We start from the raw sequence: 23,443 nt of genomic DNA on the forward strand, positions 1-23,443 counted from the left end.
GGCTTCCTTGCCTTCACGTCTCACCTTCCTCGGATTTCCGGTAGCGCCGCGTGCGAATCAGACATTCCTTCCTTTGCGTCTCCGTGCTGGTGGTCGGCAGCCAGAGCCATGCGACGGAATTCAATTCGTCGTTCCTCGACATCGACGGCACGAACAACGTCGACCTGTCGCAGTTCTCGCAGCCCGACTTCACGCTGCCGGGCGAATACATGCTCGACGTGCAGGTCAACGACCTGTTCTACGGGCTGCATGCGATCCAGTTCATCGCGCTCGACGCATCCGGCGCGGGCAAGCCGTGCCTGCCGCCGGAACTCGTCGCGCGGTTCGGGCTGAAACCGTCGCTCGCGAAGGACCTGCCGCGCTTGCAGGGCGGACGTTGCGTCGATCTCGGCGCGATCGAGGGCGCGACCGTGCGCTACCTGAAGAGCGACGGACGCCTGAAGATCACGATTCCGCAGGCCGCGCTCGAATTCACCGATGCGACGTACCTGCCCCCGTCGAGCTGGTCCGACGGGATTCCGGGCGCGATGCTCGACTATCGCGTGATCGCGAACACGAATCGCAACTTCGGTTCGGGCGGCGGACAGACGAATTCGGTCCAGGCCTACGGAACGATCGGCGCGAACTGGGATGCGTGGCGCTTTCGCGGCGACTACCAGGTGCAGTCGAACGTGGGCAACACGGCGTATGCGGACCGCACGTTCCGCTTCAGCCGGCTTTACGCGTTTCGCGCGCTGCCGTCGATCCAGTCGACGGTGACGTTCGGCGACGACTACCTGAGCTCGGACATTTTCGACACGTTCGCGCTGACCGGCGCGTCGATCCGCAGCGACGACCGCATGCTGCCGCCTTCGCTGCGCGGCTATGCGCCGCTGATCTCGGGCGTCGCGCGCACCAACGCGACCGTGACCGTGTCGCAGGCGGGCCGCGTGCTGTACGTGACGCGCGTGTCGCCGGGCGCGTTCGCGCTGCAGAACATCAATACGAGCGTGCAGGGCACGCTCGACGTCACGGTCGACGAGGAAGACGGCAGCGTGCAGCGCTTCCAGGTGACGACGGCCGCCGTGCCGTTCCTCGCGCGCACCGGACAGTTGCGCTACAAGGCTGCCGTCGGCAAGCCGCGGCAGTTCGGCGGCGCCGGCATCACGCCGTTCTTCGGGTTCGGCGAAGCCGCGTACGGGTTGCCGTTCGACATCACACTGTACGGCGGCTTCATCGCCGCATCGGGCTATACGTCGATCGCGCTCGGCGTCGGCCGCGATTTCGGCACGTTCGGCGCGGTGTCGGCCGACGTCACGCACGCACGCGCGCGGCTGTGGTGGAATGGCGCGACGCGCAACGGCAACTCGTACCGTATCAACTATTCGAAGCACTTCGATGGGCTCGATGCGGACGTGCGCTTCTTCGGCTATCGCTTCTCCGAGCGCGAGTACACCAACTTCGCGCAGTTCTCCGGCGACCCGACCGCGTATGGCCTCGCCAACAGCAAGCAGCGCTACTCGGCGACGATGTCGAAGCGCTTCGGCGACACGTCGACCTATTTCTCGTACGACCAGACGACCTATTGGGCGCGCTCGTCCGAGCAGCGCGTGGGTCTCACGCTGACGCGCGCGTTCTCGGTCGGCGCACTGCGCAACCTGAACGTCAGCGTGTCCGCGTTCCGCACGCAGAGCGCGGGCGCGAGCGGCAACCAGTTCTCGGTGACCGCGACGCTGCCGATCGGCGGCCGCCACACCGTCACGTCGAACCTGACGACGGGCAACGGCAGCACGAGCGTGAACGCGGGCTACATCTACGACGATCCGGACGGCCGCACCTACCAGATCAACGCGGGCGCGACCGACGGCCGCGCGTCGGCGAACGCGAGCTTCCGCCAGCGCACGTCGACCTACCAGCTGAGCGCGCAGGCGTCGACGCTCGCCAACGCGTACGCGGCCGCGTCGCTCGAAGTCGACGGCTCGCTCGTCGCGACGCAGTACGGCGTGTCCGCGCATGCGAACGGCAACGCGGGCGATACGCGCCTGCTGGTATCGACCGACGGCGTGCCCGACGTGCCGCTGTCCGGCACGCTCACGCATACCGACTCGCGCGGCTATGCGGTGCTCGACGGGATCTCGCCGTACAACGTGTACGACGCGACCGTCAACGTCGAGAAACTGCCGCTCGAGGTGCAGGTGTCGAACCCGATCCAGCGCATGGTGCTGACCGACGGCGCGATCGGCTTCGTGAAGTTCTCCACCGCGCGCGGCAGCAACCTGTACCTGACGCTGACCGATGCGGCCGGCAAGCCGCTGCCGTTCGGCGCATCGGTGCAGGACGCGGCGAGCGGCAAGGAGCTCGGCATCGTCGGCGAAGCCGGCGCCGCGTTCCTGACCCAGGTGCAGCCGAAATCCGCGCTCGTGGTGCGTGCAGGCGAACGCACGCTGTGCGCGGTGAATGCACTGCCCAACCAGCTTCAACTCGAAGGCACGCCGATTCCGGTGACGTGCCAGACGCCCGGCGAGCCGCATGCAGCGGCCGCACGGACCGAACGATGATTTCACGGATCCAGCGATGAACCCTGCTTTCTCTCTTTCCTTCCCGCGCCGCGCATCGTGCATGCTGGCCGTGGCCAGCGCGCTGCTCGCCGGCGTCGCGCATGCGGCGATCGTGCCGGATCGCACGCGCGTGATCTTCAACGAAGGCGAAGCGGCCGCGATCGTCACCATCACGAACAAGAGCACGACGTATCCGTATCTCGTGCAGTCGTGGCTCGAGGACACGCAAGGCAACAAGATCACGTCGCCGCTGATGGTCGTGCCGCCGCTGCAGCGCGTCGAGGCGAACGAGCGCAACGTGCTGCGCATCGCGAAGCTGCCGGGCACCGAACTGCCGGCCGATCGCGAATCGGTGTTCTACCTGAACATCCGCGAAGTGCCGCCGAAGACCGATACGCCGAACACGCTGCAGATCGCGCTGCACACGCAGATGAAGCTGTTCTACCGGCCGAAGGGCGTGCAGCCCGTGCGTGACGAGGACTGGACGCTGCCGATGACGCTGCGCGTCGACGCGGGGGCGCACAAGCTGGTGTTCGACAATCCGACGCCGTATCACATCACGATCGTCGACGTGGCTTCGGGTGCGCAGAAGACGCATGTGCCGCTGGACCCGGTGATGGTGAGCCCGATGAGCATGGCCGACGTGCCGTTCAAGGCCGCGACGCCGTCGACGTTGTTCGTCACGCACGTGGACGACTACGGCGGCCAGGTGGCGGTCGAGTATGCGTGTGAGGCCGGTGCCTGCAAGAGCGTGAAGAAATGAGCGGCGGGATGCGCGCACGGCGGTTGCCGGCGGCGTGGCTGCGCTGGCTCGTGCTGGGATTGCTGGTCGCGGCCGCGCAGCCGGCGTGGGCGCTAAGATGCCTGACGAACAGCGGTGCGACCTCGCTGACCGAGCCGATCGGCGGTGTCGCGTCGTATCCGACCGACGCGCCGGACGGATACGTGATCTGGGTGTCGCCGGTCCGCACCACGTCAGGTTATTGCTACAAGGACCTCGGCGATGCAGACAGCCTGAAAGTCGTCGACAACATCTATTTCTACGCGAACCCGAATCGCACGAACCCGGCGGCGTGGGGGCTGGAGATCGGCATCCGCTACAAGGGAATCGACTATTTCGACAAGACGAGTAATCGCGGCGGAGGGGTGTTTACCGGCAATTCGGTACCGCCGTGCAGCAAGTACGACTTCGATCGCGGACGTTGCGAGCAGACCCGTATCAGCATCGACTACCAGGTCGTCGTGCGCAAGAAGGGCAACTGGGTCCAGCCACCGAGCGATATCTACACGGTATTCCAGTTCGACGGCGAGTTCGGGCTGAATGCATACAACCCGAGCTTCCAGTACCGCCTGAGCGGCCTGCGCAACCTCAAGCCGACGCCGTGCTTCGTCGACGTGCTCGTGACGCCCGAACCGGGCATCGTCAATTTCGGACAGGTGCAGGCCGTCGGCAACGGCTTCATGCCGGCGGTGCCGCGCAAGCGGTTCTCGTTGTCGTTGACCAAGAAATGCAACGTCGCGGTACGCGTCGACGGATATTTCGAAACGAGCTATCCGGTTCAGAACGGCTTGCTGGTGCCGGCGAAGGACAGCAATTTCGGTATCGGGATCGAGGACAGCCAGGGCAAGGCCATTCCGTTCAACCAACAGTTCAACCTCGCTCAGTTTCCGTCCAACGTCATGAACCAGAGCGTATTGATGGACGCGGTGCTGAAGTCGTTCGGGCCGCCGAAGATCGGGCGGTTCGATGCGACTGCAACGATCCGGCTGTTCATCTACTGACGCGAGCCGCGCGAGCGCGGCTCGACGCACCGCACGCACATCATGTGAAAGCGGCGGCATGCCGGCGCTTTTTTCCAGGCTCGCGGCGCGCCGCTCAAAGCACCCGGCGACACACCTTGTGATGGCGATGCACGAGGTCGCATACGTGGCGCGGATGCGCTTCGGCGGTGGCCGGCACGAGCCGTGCGACGGTGGCGGAGGCGTCTTCGTCGAGATCCTGTCGTTCGGCCTGTCCCGTTCGTCAAAACACCGAACCCGTCAATTAATCAGACAAATCCTGACAACCGAAAGGGGCATCCCGTAATCGTATTGAGAATGATTTGCGTTTACGTTAAATTGCGCTATCTCGGAATTTGACGGAGCAGATCGATGGCTATCGCGGAAGTGCTCGAACGACCGGCAGCGGCAACGGCGAACCCGTTCCTCGGCAGTTATCCGGACCTGCCGTCGCGTCCCGCGCCGCGGGCGCGCCGTACCGCCGAGCCGCATGCGCAGGGCGCGCTGCTCGACGTGCTGATCGCCCATCGCGCGATGCTCGTCAACGTCGCGCGCGGCTTCGTCGGCTGTGCGAGCCGCGCCGAGGACGTCGTGCACGACGTGTTCGTGAAGCTCGTCGAATTCCCGAACCAGGACGCGGTGCGCCAGCCGGTCGCGTACGTGACGCGGATGGTGCGCAACGCATCGGTCGACGCGTGCCGTCGGCAAAGCCTCGAAAACGTCTATCACACGGAAGAGGACGACGGCTTCGACGTGCCGTCGCCGGAACCGACGCCCGAGGCCGCGCTGATGACGCGCGACACGCTGCGCCGCGTGTGCGCCGCGCTCGACGACCTGCCGGCGCGCAGCCGTGCGGCGTTCGAGATGGTGCGGCTGCGTGAGGAGACGCTGCAGACCGCGGCGCGCGCGTTGAACGTGTCGCAAACCCTCGTGCATTTCATGGTGCGCGACGCGGAACGGCACTGCGCGGAATGCCTCGACGCGTGCCATCGCGGTGACGCGTGCCCGGTGTTTCTCGGCGGCCGTGCGCGGCGCCGGTAAAAAATCGCGCCGGCCAATCGTCTTCAAGACAGGAGCGGCCGATCCGACGGTTCGCCGCTTCGCCTCCTTCAACCGCCTCCCGCTTTTTTCGATCATGACGCAAGCCACGACGCCTTCCGCTGACACCGACGACCTCGTCTACACGGTCGTCATCAACGACGAAGAACAGTATTCGATCTGGCCGACGTTCCGGCCCGTGCCGGCCGGGTGGCGCGAGGTCGGCGTGCGCGGCCCGAAAGCCGACTGCCTCGCGCACATCGAGACCGTCTGGACCGACATGCGCCCCGCGAGCCTGCGCCGCGCGATGGACGGCGATCGCGCAACGCGCGCGTCGTGACCCGCTGCGCCGCGTGTGCGGCGCGCCACCTCAAGAGGACGTTGCATGACCCTGCTTTCGTTGCCGACGCTCGACGACCTGCGTATCGAGCCGGGGCTGCCCACCGTCGTGTCGCCGCGCGGCGCCGACGGCATGTCGATCGACGAGATCGCGCCGCTCGCGCATGCGATCGCGGCCGACACGCTCGAACGGGCGGGCGGTGTGCTGTTCACGGGCTTTCACGTGCCGTCGATCGACGCGTTCCAGCAGTTCGCGGCGTCGTTCGGCGATCCGCTGATCGGCTATGAATACGCGTCGACGCCGCGCAGCCAGATCGAAGGCGCCGTCTACACGTCGACCGAATACCCGCCGCATCGCGCGATTCCGCTGCACAACGAGCAGTCGTACACGCGCGAATGGCCGCTGCGGATCTGGTTCCATTGCGCGCTTGCGGCGCCGAAAGGCGGTGCGACGCCGATCGCGGACAGCCGCGCCGTCTATTGCGCGCTCGATCCGGCGCTGGTCGCGCGCTTCGAGCAGCGCGAGCTGCTGTACGTGCGCAACTTCGGCCAGGGGCTCGACCTGCCGTGGCAGCAGTCGTTCGGCACGGACGAGCCGGCCGAGGTCGAGCGGATGTGCGCGGCGCGCGGGATCGAATGCGCATGGCGAACGGACGACGACGGCGAACTGCTACTGCGCACCCGCGAACGTTGCCAGGCCGTTGCGCGCCATCCGCGCACGGGCGAGCGCGTGTGGTTCAACCAGGCGAACCTGTTTCACCTGTCGGCGCTCGACGACGACATGCAGGAAGCGCTCGTCGACGCGGTCGGGCTCGAGAACGTGCCGCGCAACGTGTATTACGGCGACGGCGAGCCACTCGAGGCCGACGCGCTCGCGGAAATCCGCGGCGTGCTCGATCGCCAGCGCATCGTGTTCCCGTGGCGGACGGGAGACGTGCTGATGCTCGACAACATGCTGACCGCGCACGCCCGCGACCCGTTCGAAGGGCCGCGCAAGGTGGTCGTCGCGATGGCGCAAAGTTATACGGTTCCGCGCGCGGCCGAACGGAGGACCGATGACGCGTAGTCCCGCCGCGCTGGCCGCGCGCGGATTGACGGTGGGTTATCGCGACCATGTCGTGATCGACGGGCTGGACCTGTCGATCGCGGCCGGCCGCGTGACCGCACTGTGCGGCCCGAACGGCTGCGGCAAGAGCACGCTGCTGCGCACGCTCGCGGGCCTGCAGCCGGCGCGTGCGGGCCGCATCGACGTGAACGGCAAGCCGCTCGCGTCGTTTCGCCGTCGCGCGCTCGCGCGCGAGCTCACGATGCTCGCGCAGTTCAACCAGATTCCGTCGGGGCTGACCGTGCGCGAGCTGGTCGCGTACGGCCGCTACGCGTATGGCGGTTTCCTGCGCGGGCTGTCGCGCGCCGACCATGCGGCGATCGACGAGGCGCTCGAGACGAGCGGCCTCGCCGGCGACGCCGGGCGTGACGTCGGCGCGCTGTCGGGCGGCGAGCGGCAGCGCGCGTGGATCGCGATGGCGCTCGCGCAGCAGGCGTCGATCGTGCTGCTCGACGAGCCGACGACCTATCTCGACATCCATCACCAGCTCGACATCCTCGACGCGCTGCGCGCACTGAACCGTGCGCGCGGGCTGACGATCGTGTGGGTCCTGCATGACCTGAACCAGGCAGCCGCGTTCAGCGACGACATCGTGCTGATGCGTGCCGGCCGCCTCGTCGCGCAGGGATCGCCCGACGCGATGCTGGAACCGGCGCGGCTGCGCGCGGCGTTCGGCGTCGACATGCTGAAGCTCGCGCATCCGCAGACGGGCGCGCCGATGTGCGTGCCGGCATACGGGCAGCAGGCATCCTGCACGGCGGACGGGTTCGATCGCGCCGTTCACCGGGATATCGCCGTATGACGACGTTCGCGATGCGCAAGCGGCTCGCGGCGAGCGGGCAGGGCGCGTCATCCGGCCGCCGTGCCGGCGCGCTCGCACTCAGCCTCGTCGTGCTGATCGCGGTGCTGGCGGTGCTGCGCATCGCCCCCGACCTCCGCGTATGGTGGAACGCGATGCCGGGCAGCGACGCTGCCGCGCTCGCGGGCGTGTTCCTGTTCGACCTCAACCTGCCGCGTGTCGCGGCCGCGCTCGTCGCGGGCGGCTGCCTCGGCATCGCGGGCGCGCTGTTCCAGTCGCTCACGCGCAACCCGCTCGCATCGCCCGACCTGCTCGGCGTGACGGGCGGCGCCCAGCTCGGCCTGCTCGCGGCGATGCTGGTGCCGGCGCTCGCCGATGTCGCGTCGGTGCCGCTGCTGTTCGTCTGCGGGCTGGTCGCCGCCGCGTGCGCGATCGTCGCGGCCGGCGGCTGGCGCGCGACGCCGCTGCGGCTCGTGCTCGCGGGCAGTGTGTGCATGCTGCTGTTCGCGGCACTGTCGACGCTCGTGCTCGCATTCTTCGAGCAGAACATCGCGGGCGCGGCGCTGTGGGCCAACGGCAGTCTCTATCAACCCGGCGCGACCGGGCTCGCGCTTGCCGCGCGCTGGCTCGTCGTGCCGTTGCTGGCGCTGCCGTTCGTGATCCGGCCGCTGAATCCGCTCGCGCTCGGCGACGAGGCGGCGGCCGCGGCCGGCGTGCGCGTCGACGGGGCGCGGCTCGCGGCGACGATCGTCGCGGTCGCGTTCACGAGCGTGGCCGTCAGCATCGCGGGCCCGCTGTCGTACGTCGGGCTCGTCGCGCCGAACCTGGTGCGCCAGGTGCGCGGCGCACGCGCGGCACGACTCGGCGTGCTGGTACCGCTGTCGGCGCTTGCGGGTGGCGCGCTCGTGCTCGTCACCGACAGTGCGGTGCTCGCGTCGGGCCTCGACGCGACGCTGTCGACCGGCGTCGCGATCGCGCTCGTCGGCACGCCGCTGATGCTCGCGATGATCCGGCGCGGCGCTGCTTGGTCGGGCGTGCTGCATGCGCAAGCCGAACGCGCGGCCGGCAGCGGGTCGACGCGGGTGGTCGCGTGGCTCGAGCGGCTCGGCTGGCCGCTGCGCACCGCGTTGTTCGTCGCGGCCGGCGTGCTCGTCGTATTCGCCGGCGTGTCGGCCGGCCCCGAATGGCTGTCGCCGGCACGCTGGTCGGCCGCGCTGTCGGGTCACGATGCCGTCGCCCGAATGCTGATCGACCTGCGCATGCCGCGGCTGCTGTGCGCGCTCCTCGCGGGTGCGCTGCTGGCCGTGAGCGGTGTCGCGATGCAGAGCGTCGTGCGCAACCCGCTCGCCGGCCCCGAAGTGCTCGGCGTCACGCAGGGCGCGGGGCTCGTCACGCTGTTCGCGTTGTCGACGTGGCCGCTGATGGGGCACGTGACGCTCGCCGTGGCCGCGTTGATCGGCGGTGCGCTGTCGCTCGCGATCACGCTCGCGCTGAATCACCGGCACCGTTACGCGCCGCTCGCGGTCGCGCTGACCGGCATCGTGATCGGTGCGTTGTGGACCACGCTCGCGCAATGGCTGATCACGCAGGAAAGCGTGCAGCCCGCGCGCTTCGTCGTGTGGCTCGTCGGCGGCACCTACGGCCGCGGCTGGGGCGAGGTGTCGATGCTGCTACCGTGGTGCGTGCTTGCGGTCCCCGTGTTCGCGTGGCTTGCGCGGCCGCTCGACATGCTCGCGCTCGGCGACGACCAGGCGGCCGCGCTCGGCCTGCCGGTCGCCGTGCTGCGGCCGCTCGCGCTGACGATCGCGACGCTCGCCGCCTGCGCGGCCGTCGCGGCGATCGGGCCGGTCGGCTTCATCGGACTGATGGCGCCGCACGTCGCGACGATGCTCGGCGCGCGCCGGCACCGCACGCGGCTGTGGCTCGCGGCCGCATGCGGCGCGCTGATCCTCGGGTGTGCCGACCTGGCCGCCCGCACGGTCGTCGCGCCGCGCGAAGTGCCCGCCGGCGTGCTGACCGCGCTGATCGGTGCGCCGTATCTGCTCGGGCTGCTGATCCTCGAGGGGCGCCGCGCGCGGCGCGCGGGGCGATGACACCAGCGCTCGACGGTGCACGCGCCACGTGCTTCTCCGCGTTCGCGCCCGAACCGTTCACCGGGTATCTCGACGCGGTGTGGCTCGGGATGCCCGACGACGCGCACGCGCCGGGCCGGATCATCGTGCCGGTAGCCGCGCTGCCCGATCATCGCGATGCGCTGCTCGATGCGATGGTCCGCCACTACGGCGGCGATCCGGCGCTGCATGCGCGCGCGCTGATGTCGCAATGGAGCAAGTACTACTTCGGCCGCGCGGCGCCGGCCGGCGTGGTTGCCGCGCTGACGCTCGGCCGGCCGCTCGACATGACGCCGGACCGCACGTTCGTCGCGCTCGACGACGGGATGCCGGCCGCGCTGTATTTCGCGCCGGACGCGCTCGGCGCGCCGTGCATCGCGCCCGCGCCGCGCTATGCGGGGCTCGTCGCGCATCTCGGCGCGGTGATCGGCCTGCTCGCGGCGATGGGCCGCGTCACGCCGCGCGTGCTGTGGAGCAACGCGGGCAACCTGCTCGACTATCTGTTCGACACGTGCCGTTCGCTGCCGTGCTCGGCCGATCCCGCTCGCGATGCCGACTGGCTGTTCGGCGCGTCCTGCGTCGAAGGTGAGCCGAATCCTCTGCGCCTGCCGGTACGCGACGCCGTGCCGCGCTCGCCGCTGCTGCCGACGCCATTTCGCGCGCGCCGCGTGTGCTGCCTGCGCTATGAAATTCCTGGAGAAACGCAACTGTGTGGAAGCTGCCCCCTGCTATTGACGATGGACGACGCGGCGCTGGCCGAGCAGGATGCGATCCGGTGACGCCGGCACCGCATGCCGGCCGCCGCCATGCGCTTGCCACACTGGCCGCATTCGGCGCCGCGTGCTGCGGCGCGCATGCGGCGCCGGCCGCTGTGGTCGCGAAGGACGCGCGCGGCGGGCAGGGCAGCACGCCTTCGCCATCGGGTCGCTTGCTCGCCGGCAACCCCGTCGTATCGCAGGCGAGCGCGACGATGCCGGTGCAGCCGCAACGTGTGGTCGCGCTCGACTTCATGTTCGCGGAAAGCGTGATCGCGCTCGACATCGTGCCGGTCGGCATGGCCGATACCGCGTTCTATCCGGGCTGGCTCGGCTACGAGAGCGACCGGCTCGCGCATGTGACGGACATTGGCTCGCGTCAGGAGCCGGGGCTCGAGGCGATCGCCGCCGTGAAGCCCGACCTCATCCTCGGCGTCGGCTTCCGGCATGCGCCGATCTTCGCCGCGCTCGACCGGATCGCGCCGACGATCCTGTTCCAGTTCAGCCCGAACGTGTCGGAAGGCGGCGTGCCCGTCACGCAGCTCGACTGGATGCGCCGGATCTTCCGGACGATTGGTACCGTGACCGGACGCGACGCGCGCGCCAAGGCGGTCGAAGCACGACTCGACGCGGGGATCGCGCGCAATGCATCGCGGGTCAAGGCAGCGGGCCGTGGCGGCGATCGCATCGCACTGCTGCAGGATCTCGGGCTGCCCGACCGCTACTGGGCGTATACCGGCAACAGCACGTCGGCGGGCCTCGCGCGCGCGCTCGGGCTCGACCCGTGGCCGAAGAAGCCGACGCGCGAAGGCACGCTTTACGTGACATCCGCCGATCTGCTCCGGCAACGCGATCTCGCCGTGCTGTTCGTCACCGCGACGGGGATGGATGTGCCGCTGTCGTCGAAGCTCGACTCGCCGGTGTGGCGTTTCGTGCCCGCGCTGCGCGAACGCAGGATCGCGCTCGTCGAACGGAACATCTGGGGGTTCGGCGGGCCGATGTCGGCGCTGAAGCTGGCCGACGTGATGACCGATACGATGCTGAAGCTGCCGGCCGTGCGCTGAGCGAGCGAATCGTCGTGGCGGGCAGGGGGCGCGCGTGGCCGAGAGCCACGTAGTTGTTCGCGTGTCGCAGCGTCCCGATGGCGTCACCTTTACGTCAGTACGCCGAACGATTTTTTCTTTCTGCTTTTCCAGTCCATTCCGCTCCGCCGAGCCGAACACCGGCCGCCTGCGCGCCGCAATCGACGCGTGCAGGCGGCCAGTGTTCACGCGTGCTCACGCGCTGAGCGCATCGGCACCGTCCCGTGCGCGTGACCGCGCGGGCGTCGTGTCGCTGACGATCTGCCCGTTGTCGAGCTTCAGCAGCCGATCGGCGAGATCGAAATAGCGGTCGTCGTGCGTGATCACGATCACGGCCTTGCCGCGCGCGCGCAGTTCGGGCAGCAGTTGCTCGTAGAACACCGCCTTGAACGACGGATCCTGGTCGGCCGCCCATTCGTCGAACAGGTAGAACGGCCGGTCCTCCAGATACGCGACGACGAGCGCGAGCCGCTTGCGCTGCCCGGTCGACAGCGCGCGGTTCGAGAACGCGCCGTCGACGACCTTCACCTTGTGATCGAGCGCGAGCTTCGCGACCAGCGCATTCGCGCGCGCATCGGCCTGCGCACGCGCCGGATCGTCGGGATCGACGATGCCGAGCAGCGCATCGAACAGATGGAAGTCGTTGAACACCGCGCTGAAGCGTTGCCGGTACGCAGCACGCTCGCGCCAGCCGATCGTCCGGCCGTCGACCTCGATCGCGCCTTCCTCCGGCTCGTAGAGCCCCGTCAGCACCTTCGCGAGCGTCGTCTTGCCGCTGCCGTTGCCGCCGACGATGAACACGAGCTCACCCGGCCGGATCGTCAGGTCGATCGGTCCGATCCGGAACATCCGTTCGTCACGCTCGTGGAAATACGCGTGCGTGACGCCGCGCAGCGTGATGGCGCCGGCGGGCGGCACGTCGGGGGCGTCGCTGGCGGGCGGCACCGTGCGCAGCGCACCGAATTCGGCCATCACGCTTTCGATGCGCCCGAGCGACACGCGCGCCGCATTGACGGTCGGCAGGTTGTTCAGCAGTCCGTCGAGCGGCACCAGCATGAACAGGAACACGACGACGTAGCCGGCCGCCGTACCTGCATCGGCATGCACGCCCAGCTGCGGCCAGAACGCGGCCGCGCCGAGGAACACGTAGAACAGGAAGATGATCCAGCCGACGCCGACCGCATACGCGCTGAACGCGCGGCGGCGATGGTCGCGCACTTCGCCGATCGCCGCGCCGAGCTGGCCGTCGACGAACTGGCGCGCGCGCGCGTCGTGCAGCTTCAGCTCCTTCGCGCCGGAGAACAGCGAGCCGAGATAGCCGAACAGGCGATCCTGCGCCTGGCCGGCCGCCTCGAGCGACGCGATCGCGCGGCGATCGCCGGTGTGATAGCCGAGCGAGCCCGCGACGATCGCGGTCAGCGCGAGCAGGCACACGGGCCATGACAGCCACGCGAGATAGCCGAGGCAACCGAACACGATCGAGCCGTGCATCACCAGGTTCGGCAGCGCGAAGAACAGCATCGACACGTTGGTCGCGTCGTCGGTCAGCACCGACTGCACGGGCGCCGCGCCGATCCGCTCGATGTCGCGCAGCTCGGCCGCGCCGACGCGCCGCGCGAGATGCACGCGCAGCCGCGCCATCGTGTCCTGCGACAGCCGGGCGAACAGCGTGCCCGACACGATGCGCGTGACGAGCGCGATCACCGCGCACAGCGCGAAGCGCCACGCGAGCGACACGTCGGCCGCGCCGGGCGTCGAGAGCGCGCGGTTCAGCGTCGCGACGAGCAGCACGCTCGCGACGCCATTGAGCACGCATGCGACGAGCGCCAGCGCGAGCGATGCGCGGCTTTCGCGCAGCAGCGCGAGGATCAGGCGGGCCGCGGGGCGGCCGGGGGAGGCGTCGAGGGACGGCGGGGAAGAAGGCTCGTGGGCGGCGGTCATCGGCAACGTCGGTAAATGAAGGGCAGGCAAATCCTGCGGAAACGGCAGGACTGGTGCGAAAGCAGCGCGCGGGACGGGCCAGTCGCGGCTTTCCTCCCTGATAGACGAACGGGGCGCGCAAATATTTAGCCGTGCCTTCAAAAAACGCATCCGCTCCGGCTTTGCGCGCAAAACGGTAAAAAATCGGTCGCGCCATTCGTCACACCAGTGAAGCCGCCCCTTGCGGCCCCGAGACTTGGCCGAAGCGGCCGGACCGAAGGACTTCACGCACATGACGAGTTTCCCGACTGCGTTGCATCACCGAATTCGCGAACTGGCGCGCCGCGCGCCCGACGCACCCGCGCTCGCCGCGCCTTTCCAGAACGACCTGCGCCTGTCGCGCGGCGCGCTCGACGCGCGTGCGTCGCACCTTGCCCGCCAGTTGCGCGCGGCCGGTGTCGGCGCGGAAGTGCGGGTGGGCGTCTGCGTCGAACGCTCGTGCGAGCTGTTCGTCGCGCTGCTTGCCGTGCTGAAAGCGGGCGGCGTATTCGTGCCGCTCGATCCGCGTCATCCGGCCGCGCGTCTGGACTGGATCGTCCGCGATGCGCAACTGCGCCACGGGATCGTCGACGCGGCTGGCCGCGCGGCGCTCGGCGCGCCGTTCGAACACGCGTTCGACGCGATGTCCGCGGATGCAGGGGCCGCCGCCTTCGTCGACGACGAGGACGTGCCGGTGCATCCGCGCTCGGCGGCCTACATGATTTACACGTCGGGCTCGACCGGCACGCCCAAGGCAGTGGTCGTCGAGCACGGGCCGCTTGCCGCGCATTGCGACGCGCTCGCGGCCGCGCTGCCGATCGAGGGCGGCGACCGCCTGCTGCATTTCGCGTCAGTCAATTTCGATGCCGCGCACGAATGCTGGCTCGCACCGCTCGCGGTCGGCGCAAGCGTGACGATTGCGCCGCCGCAGCCGTTCACTCCGGACGCCGCCCATGCGCTGATGGTGAGTGAATCCGTCAGCGTCGCCGCGTTTCCGCCCGCGTATCTGCGCGAATTCGCGGCCGTCGCTGCGCGCGACGGCGTGCCGCCGGCGTTGCGCGTGCTCGCGTTCGGCGGCGAAGCGCTGCCGCAACAGGCATTCGAATTCGTGCGCCGCACGTTCCCGTCGGTTCGCCTGATCAACGGCTACGGGCCGACCGAGGCCGTGATCTCCCCGATGCTGTGGCCGGTCGAGCCGGGCGAAATGCCGGTGCTGGCCGATGACGATGCGTATGCATCGCTGCCGATCGGTCGCGCGATCGGCCCGCGCGTCGCGCGCATTGATGGCGACCAGTCCGACGAGGGCGGCGAACTGCTGCTCGGCGGCGTATGCCTCGCGCGCGGCTATCACGGCCGCCCGGCACTGACGGCCGAACGCTTCATTCCCGATACGCACGGCGAACCCGGTGCCCGCGTGTACCGAACCGGCGACCTCGCACGCCAGCGCGCCGACGGCGCGTTCGATTATCTCGGCCGCCTCGATGATCAGGTCCAGGTGCGCGGCGTGCGAGTGGAGCCCGCGGAAATCGCCGCGTGCCTGCGCACGCATCCGGCGGTGGCCGACGCGGCCGTGATCGCCGAAACCGGCAACGGGCCGACGCGGCTGATCGCGTGCGTCGCGCTGCGCGCGGCCGCCGACGATGCGGCGCTGAAGGCGCACGTGGGCGCGCTGTTGCCCGCCGCGTGGCAGCCGCACCGTTTCGTGCGCTGCGACGCACTGCCATATACGCTGAACGGCAAGATCGACCGTGCCGCGCTACGCGAGCGCATCGCCGGCCTCCGCGACACCGAACAACCCGCAGGCGACGGGCCGCGCACGCCGACGGAGCAGCAGATCGCCAGCCTCTGGCAAACGCTGCTCGGCCTCGACGCGACGCCGTCGCGCGACGACCGTTTCTTCATGCTGGGCGCCGATTCGCTCGCCGCGATGCAACTGCAGGCCGCGATCCGCGCCGCGTTGCGCGTGAACCTGCGGCTCGACACGCTGTTCGCCGATCCGGCGCTGGCCGCGCTGGCCGCGCACGTCGATCGCGCGGAACGCGAAACGGGCGAGCCGCTGGCCGCGATTGCCACACGCCGCGCGCCGGCCGATGCCGCTGCATCGGGCGCTCCGTACGTCGATCGCGCCGCATCGCTCGCCCAGCAGCGCTTCTGGGTGCTCGCGCAAACGCGCGACGCGAGCGCCGCGTATCACATCGCCGCGCACTGGACGATCGACGGCGCGCTCGACCACGCCGCACTGCAGCGCGCGCTCGATCACGTGATCGAGCGGCACGACGCATGGCGCACGACGCTCGTCGACAACGACGACGGCATCGTGATGCAGCGCATCCATGCGCATCTGCCCGTTACGATCGAGACGCTCGACCTGCGCGGTCAACCGCTGGCCGCACGCGACGCGCAAGCCGCGCGCATCGCCGAGCGCGACGCAGGCATGCCGTTCGATCTGTCGAACGGACCGCTGCTGCGCGCGACGCTCGTCGCGCTCGCCGACGATCGCCACCGGCTGCTCCTGACCGCGCACCATGCGATCACCGACGGCTGGAGCTCGCGCTGCGCATTCGACGAGCTGTCGGCCGCGTACCGCGCGTATGCGCAAGGTCGCGAACCGTCGTTGCCGGCACTGCCGATCCAGTACGCCGACTATGCGGACTGGCAGCGCGACATGCTTGCCGGCGGCGAAGGCGAGCGTCAGCTCGACTACTGGCGCGGTGCATTGCGCGACGTGCCGGGCCCGCTTGCGCTGCCGGTCGACCGCCAGCCCGGTGCGACGCGCACGCTGCAGGGCGCACGCGTATCGCTCCGTCTGCCCGACGCGGTCGCTGCCGACGTCCGGCGTCTCGCGCGCGACGCGCAGGCCACGGTCTTCACGGTGCTGCTGGCCGCACTCGACGCATGGCTGTCGCGCCTGACGGGCGAGACCGACGTGGTCGTCGCGGTGCCGGTTGCGCATCGCCAGCGCCCGGAAACGCGCGCGCTGCTCGGGCTGTTCCTGAATACGGTCGCGCTGCGTGTGCGGGTGGCGCCGACGCAGCCGTTCCGTGCGCTGGTCGACGCGGCACGCACGGCGGCGCTCGATGCGGTCGCGCACCAGGACGTGCCGTTCGAGCGCGTCGTCGATGCGGTGAAGCCGCCGGTCAAGCGCGGCGACGAATGGCTGCGCGTGAAGTTCGCGCAGCAGTTCGATGCACGGCACGACAGCGTGCTGCCGGGCGCGACCGCGGTTGCGACGCCGGGGCCCGATCTCGCCGCGCGCTTCGACTTCGCACTGGATTTCACCGACGACGCGCACGGAATCGAACTGGTCGCCGCCTACGCAACCGACTGCATCGACGCCGACACCGCGCGCGCGTGGCTCGACAGCTACGCGGCGCTCGTCGCGTGCGCCGCACATGAACCGCACCGTGCGACGGCCGCGCTGCCGTGCGATGCCTCTCCGGCGTCGCGCCTGCCGCGCGATGGCCGTGCGCTGAACGTCGAACACGCCGACATCGTCGCCGCCTTCGCGCGGCAGGCTGCCGCGTATCCGCATCGCGTCGCGCTCGTCGATGCGTCGGCGTCGCTGACGTTCGCCGAACTCGACGATGCGTCGAACCGCATCGCGCATGCGCTGAAGTTGCGCGGCGCGGCGGCCGAAGCACCCGTCATCGTCTGCATCGAGCGCTCGGCCCGCTTCGTCGTCGGCCTGCTCGGCGCACTGAAGGCGGGCGCGCTGGCCGTGCTGCTCGACCCGGCCCAGCCGGCCGCACGCGTCGCGGCCGCAGCCGCCGATTGCGGCGCGCGCTGGGCCCTCGTCGCGCAGCGCCGGGATGTGGCCGTGTGGCCCGCCGGCAGCGCAGCACAGCCGCTCGACGTCGACACACTCGCGCACGACGCGACGCTCGCGCATGCGGCCGACGTACGCGTCGCGCCGCATCCCGAGCAGGGCGCCTATCTGATCTACACGTCGGGTTCGACCGGCACGCCGAAGGGCGTCGTCGTGTCGCACGGCGCGCTGGCCGATTACGTGCAGGGGATGCTCGACGAGTTCGCGTTCGCACCGGACGCGTCGTTCGCGATGGTGTCGACCGTCGCCGCCGACCTCGGCCACACGACGCTGTTCGGCGCGTTGTGCGCGGGCCGCACGTTGCACCTGCTGCCCGCCGCATGCGCGTTTGACCCGGACCTGTTCGCGGACGAGATGCGCCGCCGCGACGTCGGCGTGCTGAAGATCGTGCCGAGCCATCTGCAGGCGCTGCTCGATGCGCGCGTGCCGGCCGACGTGCTGCCGCGCCACGCACTCGTGACCGGCGGCGAAACGCTGACGTGGGCACTCGTCGCACGCCTGGCCGCGCTCGCACCGGCCTGCCGCGTGATCAACCATTACGGGCCGACCGAAGCGACCGTCGGCGCGATCGCGTGCGACACCGCGTCGATCGGCGCCGATGCGCGCGATCCCGCGAGCGGCGTGCCGCTCGGCCGGCCGCTGCCGAATGCGCGCGCGCTGGTGCTTGACGCGTTCGGCGCGTGCGTGCCGGTCGGCGCAACGGGCGAGCTGCATCTGGGCGGGCCGGGCGTGGCGCGCGGCTACCTGAACCGGCCGGCGCAGACCGCCGAGCGCTTCGTGCCCGACCCGTTCACGCCCGGTGCGCGCCTGTATCGCACCGGCGACCGCGTGCGCCTGCGCGCGGACTGCCGTCTCGCATTCCTCGGCCGCATCGACGACCAGGTGAAGATTCGCGGCTATCGCGTCGAACCGGGCGAGGTGAGTGCGGCGGTACGCGCGGCCGGCCCGGTCGCGCAGGCCGAGACGCTCGCGATCGAGCACGACGGCCGCCTGCGGCTCGCGACGTTCGTCGTGATGCGCGACGGCGCGGCATTCGACGAGGCCGCCATGCGCGCGGCACTCGGCGCGACGCTGCCCGACTACATGGTGCCCGCGCAGTTCGTCGCGCTCGCGCGCCTGCCGGTGACCGCGAACGGCAAGATCGATCGCGCGGCGCTGCGCGAACTGGCCGCCGCGCCGGTGGCGGTTGCCGCCGGCGCCGCGCCGCAGGGCCCGGTCGAAACGGCGCTCGCCGAAGTCTGGCAGGCGGTGCTGAAGGTGCCGCACGTCGGCCGCGACGACAACTTCTTCGAGCTCGGCGGCGATTCGATTCTGGTGCTGCAGGTGATCGCACGCGCCCGCAAGCGCGGCGTGCGCTTCACGCCGAAGCAGCTGTTCGACGGCCCGACGGTCGCCGAACTCGCGCGGATCGCGAAAACCGAGGACGTCGCCGCTGCACCGCCAGCAACGATATCGTCCGCGCCGGCTCAGGTCGCAGCGGCTGCCGCGGCGACGATCCTGACGCCCGCACAGCAGCGCTTCTTCGCGCTCGACGTGCCGCATCCGGGCCACTGGAACCAGTCGGTCGCGTTCGACATGCGCGATCCGTTCGACGCTGATGCATTCGCGCGCGCGTTCGACACGCTGCTCACGCATCACGACGCCTTCCGCCAGCGCTTTGCACAGGGCACGGATGGCCACTGGCACGCGAGCGATGCAGCGAAACCGTACGACGCACTCCCGTTCGTCGAGGTCGCCGCGCAAGACGAAGCCGACGCGCTGGCGCGCTTCGACGCGTTGCAGCGCCGCCTCGATCTCGGCCGCGGGCCGCTCGCGTGCGCCTGTGCGGCGCGCCTGCCGGACGGCGCGACGCAGCTGTATCTGGCGATTCATCACGCGATCGTCGACGGCGTGTCGTGGCGCATCCTGCTCGACGACCTGGGCGCCGCGTATCGCGCCGCATGCGAACGCACGCCGGTCCGCCTGTCGCCGCCGGGCTTGCGTGCGGATGCCTGGGCCGCACGCCTCGCGCGTGCCGCGACGGAACCGGCATCGCCGTTCGCCGCTGAAACGGCTTACTGGGCCGGCATGGCGCAGGGCGACGACCTCGTGCCCGATCATCCCGACGCACCGGCGACGAACGCCGACGCAGCCGTCGTCGTGCAGACGATCGATGCGGCGCTGACCCGCGCCGCGCTGACCGACGCGCACGCGGCGTATCGCACGCAGACGATCGACCTGCTGGGGGCGGCGCTCGCACTGGCGCTGGCCGGTGCCCGCGGCGCCGCGTCGTGCCGCGTCGAATTCGAGGGGCACGGCCGCGAGGCGCTGTTCGACGATGCGGACGCGAGTCGCACGATCGGCTGGCTGACGAGCCACTATCCGGTCACGCTGCCGGTCGAAGCCACCGCGCGCGACACGCTGTGCGCGGTCAAGGACACGCTGCGCGCGGTGCCGCACAAGGGGCTAGGCTTCGGCGTGCTCGCGCACTACGGCGACGCGGCGACGCGTGCGGCGCTGGCCGCCGTGCCGCGTCCCCGCGTCACGTTCAACTATCTCGGCCAGTTCGACGCACCGCGCGACGCGACGCTCGTGCCGCGCTTCGGCGGCACCGGCATCGAGCGTGACCCGCAAGGGCCGCTCGGCAACACGCTCGCGATTCACGCATACCTCGATACCGACCGCGACGGCGCACGCACGCTGAAGGTTCACTGGGTATACGGCACGCCGCAGTTCGAGCGCGCGACGATCGATGCATTCGCGGATCGCTTTGCCGCCGCGCTGCGCGAACTCGCCGACGCATGTGCATCGCGCGTCGCGCATCGCGGCGGCGGTGCGACGCCGGGCGACTTCCCGCTCGCGCGGGCCGCCGGCCTCACGCAGGCCGCGATCGAGCGCGCGCCGCTCGACTGGCGCACGATCGACGACGTGTATCCGCTGTCGCCGATGCAGCAGGGGATCCTGTTCCATGCGCTGTTCGCGCCGGGCCATGCAAGCTACGTGAACCAGCTCGTCGCGACCGCGACGGCGCTCGATGCCGACCGGCTCGTGGCCGCATTCGCCGCATCCATCGCACGCCACGATATCCTGCGCACCAGCGTGATGCCCGACGAGGCCGCACCGCTGCAATGCGTGCATCGCCATGCACGGATGCCGGTCGAACAGCTCGACTGGCGCACGCGTGGCGACACGCTGGACACCGATTTCGACGCGTGGCTCGCGGCCGACCGCGAACGCGGCTTCGACTGGCGCGAGCCGCCGCTGATGCGGCTCACGCTGATCCGCGTGACGGACGACGCGTGGCGCGTCGTGTGGACGCGCCACCACGTGCTGCTCGACGGGTGGAGCACGGCGCGCCTGCTTGGGGACGTGCTGCGCGACTATCGCGACCCCGACGCGGTGTCGCCGTTCGAGCGCCGCCCGGCGCTGCGCTATCGCGACTTCATCGCGTGGCTCGGCACGCGCGACCGCGAGGCCGACGAGCGCTTCTGGACCGGGCGGCTCGCGCGTCTCGACGCACCGACGCTGATCGCCGAGCGCGTGGCCGACCGCGCGGATGCCGACATGGTCACGTGGCGCGCAACGATCGACGCGGCGGCGACGACGCGTGTCGCGCAAACGGCGCGTGCGCTGAAGCTGACCGTCAACACGCTGGTGCAGGGCGCCTGGGCGCTCGCGCTGCAGCGCATGACGCACCAGCCGGCCGTCGAGTTCGGCGCGACCGTCGCGGGCCGTCCCGATGCGCTCGCGGACGTCGACACTGTGCTCGGCCTCTTCATCAACACGCTGCCCGTCATCACGGCACCCGCGCCGCAACAACGCGCAGCCGACTGGCTGCAAGCGCTGCAACGCGAAAACGCGGCGGCCGCCGAGCATGCGCATACGCCGCTCGCCGACATCCAGCGCTGGGCGCGCGGCGCCGGCGGCGCACTGTTCGACACGCTGGTCGTGTTCGAGAACTATCCCGTCGACGATTCGGTGCGCGACGCCGATCCACGCGCACTCGCACTGAGCGGCGTGCGCAGCATCGAGTCGACCGATTTCGCGCTGACGCTCGTGATCGAGAGCGGCGCCGAACTGACGATCGACTACGGCTACGACACCGCGCGCGTCGACGCGCAGCAGGTCGAGCGCTGGCACCGCGCGTTCGCTTGTGCGCTCGATGCGCTGGCCCGCACGCCGGACGCGCTGCTCGGCACGCTGTCGATCGCCGACGACGCGACGCGCGACGCACTGGCGCGCGCGCAGGACACCGCGCGGACGTGGCCGGATGCGCAACGGCAGCCGCTGCATCTGCAATTCGCGGCCGCCGCACGGGCAACGCCCGACGCGATCGCGCTCGAATACGCGGATGTCCACGGTGGCGTGCAGCGCGCGACCTATCGCGAGCTCGACCTGAACACGACACGCGTGGCCGCCGCATTGCGCAGGCGCGGCGTGCGGCCCGACACGCCGGTTGCGCTGTGCGTCGAGCGTTCGTTCGACATGGTGACGGCGCTCGTCGGCGTGCTGAAGGCCGGCGCCGCGTACCTGCCGGTCGATCCCGACTATCCGGCCGAGCGCATCGCGTACCTGCTGCGCGACGCGCGGCCCGCGGTCGCGATCACGCAGGCGCATCTGCGCGAGCGCGTCGAGGCCGCGCTCGGCGACGAAGCACCGACGCAACTGCTGACGGTGGCCGATCTGCTTGCGGACGGGGCGTGCGAAGCGGACGATGCCGCCGCCGACGTCGCAACCGACATCGACGACGCACGGCTCGCGTACCTGATCTATACGTCCGGCTCGACCGGCAAGCCGAAGGGCGCCGGCAACACGCACGGCGCGCTCGCGAACCGCATCGCGTGGATGCAGCACGCGTACCGCCTGACGCGCGACGACGTCGTGCTGCACAAGACGCCGTTCGGCTTCGACGTGTCGGTGTGGGAATTCGTGTGGCCGCTCGCGACCGGCGCGAAGCTCGCGATCGCCGCGCCCGGCGACCACCGCGATCCGGCCCGTCTCGCGGCCGCGATCCATGCGCACGGCGTGACGGTGCTGCACTTCGTGCCGTCGATGCTGGCCGCGTTCGCCGCGTATCTCGACGATTTTTCGGCCGCCGCGCAATGCGACAGCGTGCGCCTGATCGTCGCGAGCGGTGAGGCGCTCGCGCCCGAACTCGTCGCGAAGGTCGCGCGCCTCGTGCCGAGCGCGACGCTCGTGAACCTGTACGGGCCCACGGAAGCCGCGATCGACGTGTCGCACTGGACCTGCGGCCGCGACGACGCCAGCGCCGTCGCGGTGCCGATCGGCCATCCGATCGCGAACCTGCAACTGCACGTGCTCGACGCGGCCTGGCAGCCCGTGCCGGCCGGCGCGACCGGCGAACTGTATCTGGCGGGCGCGGGCCTCGCGCGTGGCTATCTCGGCCGCCCGGGGCTGACCGCCGAGCGTTTCGTGCCCGATCCGTTCGTGCCCGGTGCCCGCATGTATCGCACCGGCGACCTCGCGCGGCGTCGCGCCGACGGCGCGCTCGACTACCTCGGCCGCGTCGACATGCAGGTGAAGCTGCGCGGCCAGCGGATCGAGCCGGGCGAGATCGAGGCGCTGCTGCGCGCCGCGCCCGGCGTGCGCGACGCGGTCGTGATCGTGCGCGACGAGCAACTGATCGGCTATGTCGCATGCGGCGACTCGGGGCCGCTCGACCGTGCCGCGTTACTGGATTCACTGCGCGCGCAGTTGCCGGCTTACATGGTGCCGTCGCAGCTGATCGAACTCGACGCGCTGCCGGTCACGCCGAACGGCAAGTGCGACCGCCATGCGTTGCCCGCGCCGGTGCGCGAGGCGATCGCGGCCGTCGAGCTCGCGACCGACACGCAGCGCGCGCTCGCGGCGATCTGGCAGCGCGTGCTGCACGTGGACGCGATCGGCCGAGACGACGATTTCTTCCTGCTCGGCGGCCACTCGCTGCTCGCGACGCAGGCCCATGCGCAGGCGAACCTGCACTGGGGCCTCGCGCTGCCGCTGCGCACGCTGTTCGACACCCGCACGCTCGCACGCTGCGCGGACGCGATCGACGCGGCCTGCGCGGCACGCGGCGAGACCGACGCGGCGAGCACGATCGATGCGCTGCTCGGCGAACTGGAAGCCCAATAAGG

General features: G+C 70.3%; 12 protein-coding genes. 11 read left to right on the plus strand and 1 reads right to left on the minus strand.

The features are described 5' to 3' along the window. The first annotated feature begins 83 nt into the window (after positions 1–83). From WS75_RS22620 to WS75_RS22670, 10 genes are all read left to right on the plus strand, one after another. Positions 84–2,537, plus strand: coding sequence for a fimbria/pilus outer membrane usher protein (locus tag WS75_RS22620; protein WP_059683322.1), 2,454 nt, complete (start codon positions 84–86; stop codon positions 2,535–2,537). 16 nt (positions 2,538–2,553) lie between these two features. After that, on the plus strand, positions 2,554–3,300 hold the full coding sequence (locus WS75_RS22625) for a fimbrial biogenesis chaperone (RefSeq protein ID WP_059683717.1): 747 nt from the start codon (positions 2,554–2,556) through the stop codon (positions 3,298–3,300). Continuing rightward, positions 3,297–4,319, plus strand: a complete 1,023-nt coding sequence (locus tag WS75_RS22630; RefSeq protein ID WP_059683324.1) for a fimbrial protein — start codon at positions 3,297–3,299, stop codon at positions 4,317–4,319. Before WS75_RS22625 ends, WS75_RS22630 begins: the two co-directional genes overlap by 4 nt. Positions 4,320–4,688: 369 nt before the next feature. Then, entirely contained in the window at positions 4,689–5,357 is a 669-nt protein-coding gene (locus tag WS75_RS22640) for an RNA polymerase factor sigma-70 (protein WP_059683328.1), read from the plus strand. Between the two features lie 94 nt (positions 5,358–5,451). Next, the gene (locus WS75_RS22645; RefSeq protein WP_059510746.1) at positions 5,452–5,694 is read left to right on the plus strand and encodes an MbtH family protein; all 243 of its coding nucleotides are present in this window, start codon (positions 5,452–5,454) and stop codon (positions 5,692–5,694) included. A gap of 45 nt (positions 5,695–5,739) precedes the next feature. Further along, a complete protein-coding gene (locus WS75_RS22650; RefSeq protein ID WP_059683330.1) occupies positions 5,740–6,759 on the plus strand; it encodes a TauD/TfdA family dioxygenase in 1,020 nt (339 codons plus the stop codon). Then, positions 6,749–7,600, plus strand: a complete 852-nt coding sequence (locus WS75_RS22655; protein ID WP_059683332.1) for an ABC transporter ATP-binding protein — start codon at positions 6,749–6,751, stop codon at positions 7,598–7,600. The genes WS75_RS22650 and WS75_RS22655 overlap by 11 nt, the downstream gene beginning before the upstream one ends. After that, positions 7,597–9,690, plus strand: a complete 2,094-nt coding sequence (gene fhuB, locus WS75_RS22660; protein WP_059683334.1) for a Fe(3+)-hydroxamate ABC transporter permease FhuB — start codon at positions 7,597–7,599, stop codon at positions 9,688–9,690. Before WS75_RS22655 ends, fhuB begins: the two co-directional genes overlap by 4 nt. Beyond that, positions 9,687–10,487: a siderophore-iron reductase FhuF gene (fhuF, locus tag WS75_RS22665; RefSeq protein WP_059683336.1), complete on the plus strand. Its 801-nt coding sequence runs from the start codon at positions 9,687–9,689 to the stop codon at positions 10,485–10,487. Before fhuB ends, fhuF begins: the two co-directional genes overlap by 4 nt. Beyond that, positions 10,484–11,527, plus strand: coding sequence for an ABC transporter substrate-binding protein (locus WS75_RS22670; protein WP_059683338.1), 1,044 nt, complete (start codon positions 10,484–10,486; stop codon positions 11,525–11,527). Before fhuF ends, WS75_RS22670 begins: the two co-directional genes overlap by 4 nt. Positions 11,528–11,740: 213 nt before the next feature. Here the strand turns inward: WS75_RS22670 and WS75_RS22675 are convergent, their stop codons facing one another. Further along, on the minus strand, positions 11,741–13,486 hold the full coding sequence (locus WS75_RS22675; protein ID WP_059683340.1) for a cyclic peptide export ABC transporter: 1,746 nt from the start codon (positions 13,484–13,486) through the stop codon (positions 11,741–11,743). A 271-nt stretch (positions 13,487–13,757) separates the two neighbouring features. On the opposite strand from WS75_RS22675, the gene WS75_RS22680 reads away from it, so the two are divergent. Further along, positions 13,758–23,441: a non-ribosomal peptide synthetase gene (locus WS75_RS22680; RefSeq protein WP_059683720.1), complete on the plus strand. Its 9,684-nt coding sequence runs from the start codon at positions 13,758–13,760 to the stop codon at positions 23,439–23,441. Positions 23,442–23,443: the final 2 nt, after the last annotated feature.

The sequence above is a fragment of the Burkholderia sp. FL-7-2-10-S1-D7 genome (assembly GCF_001524185.1).
GTDB classification, from domain to species: Bacteria; Pseudomonadota; Gammaproteobacteria; order Burkholderiales; family Burkholderiaceae; genus Burkholderia; species Burkholderia diffusa.

Excerpts from the sequence above, each read along its gene's own strand:
- WS75_RS22655 (WP_059683332.1), top strand. The coding sequence starts at position 6,749 with ATGACGCGTAGTCCCGCCGCGCTGGCCGCGCGCGGATTGACGGTGGGT.
- WS75_RS22640 (WP_059683328.1), top strand. The coding sequence starts at position 4,689 with ATGGCTATCGCGGAAGTGCTCGAACGACCGGCAGCGGCAACGGCGAAC.
- fhuB (WP_059683334.1), top strand. The coding sequence starts at position 7,597 with ATGACGACGTTCGCGATGCGCAAGCGGCTCGCGGCGAGCGGGCAGGGC.
- WS75_RS22650 (WP_059683330.1), top strand. The coding sequence starts at position 5,740 with ATGACCCTGCTTTCGTTGCCGACGCTCGACGACCTGCGTATCGAGCCG.
- fhuF (WP_059683336.1), top strand. The coding sequence starts at position 9,687 with ATGACACCAGCGCTCGACGGTGCACGCGCCACGTGCTTCTCCGCGTTC.
- WS75_RS22675 (WP_059683340.1), bottom strand. The coding sequence starts at position 13,486 with ATGACCGCCGCCCACGAGCCTTCTTCCCCGCCGTCCCTCGACGCCTCC.
- WS75_RS22680 (WP_059683720.1), top strand. The coding sequence starts at position 13,758 with ATGACGAGTTTCCCGACTGCGTTGCATCACCGAATTCGCGAACTGGCG.
- WS75_RS22625 (WP_059683717.1), top strand. The coding sequence starts at position 2,554 with ATGAACCCTGCTTTCTCTCTTTCCTTCCCGCGCCGCGCATCGTGCATG.
- WS75_RS22645 (WP_059510746.1), top strand. The coding sequence starts at position 5,452 with ATGACGCAAGCCACGACGCCTTCCGCTGACACCGACGACCTCGTCTAC.
- WS75_RS22630 (WP_059683324.1), top strand. The coding sequence starts at position 3,297 with ATGAGCGGCGGGATGCGCGCACGGCGGTTGCCGGCGGCGTGGCTGCGC.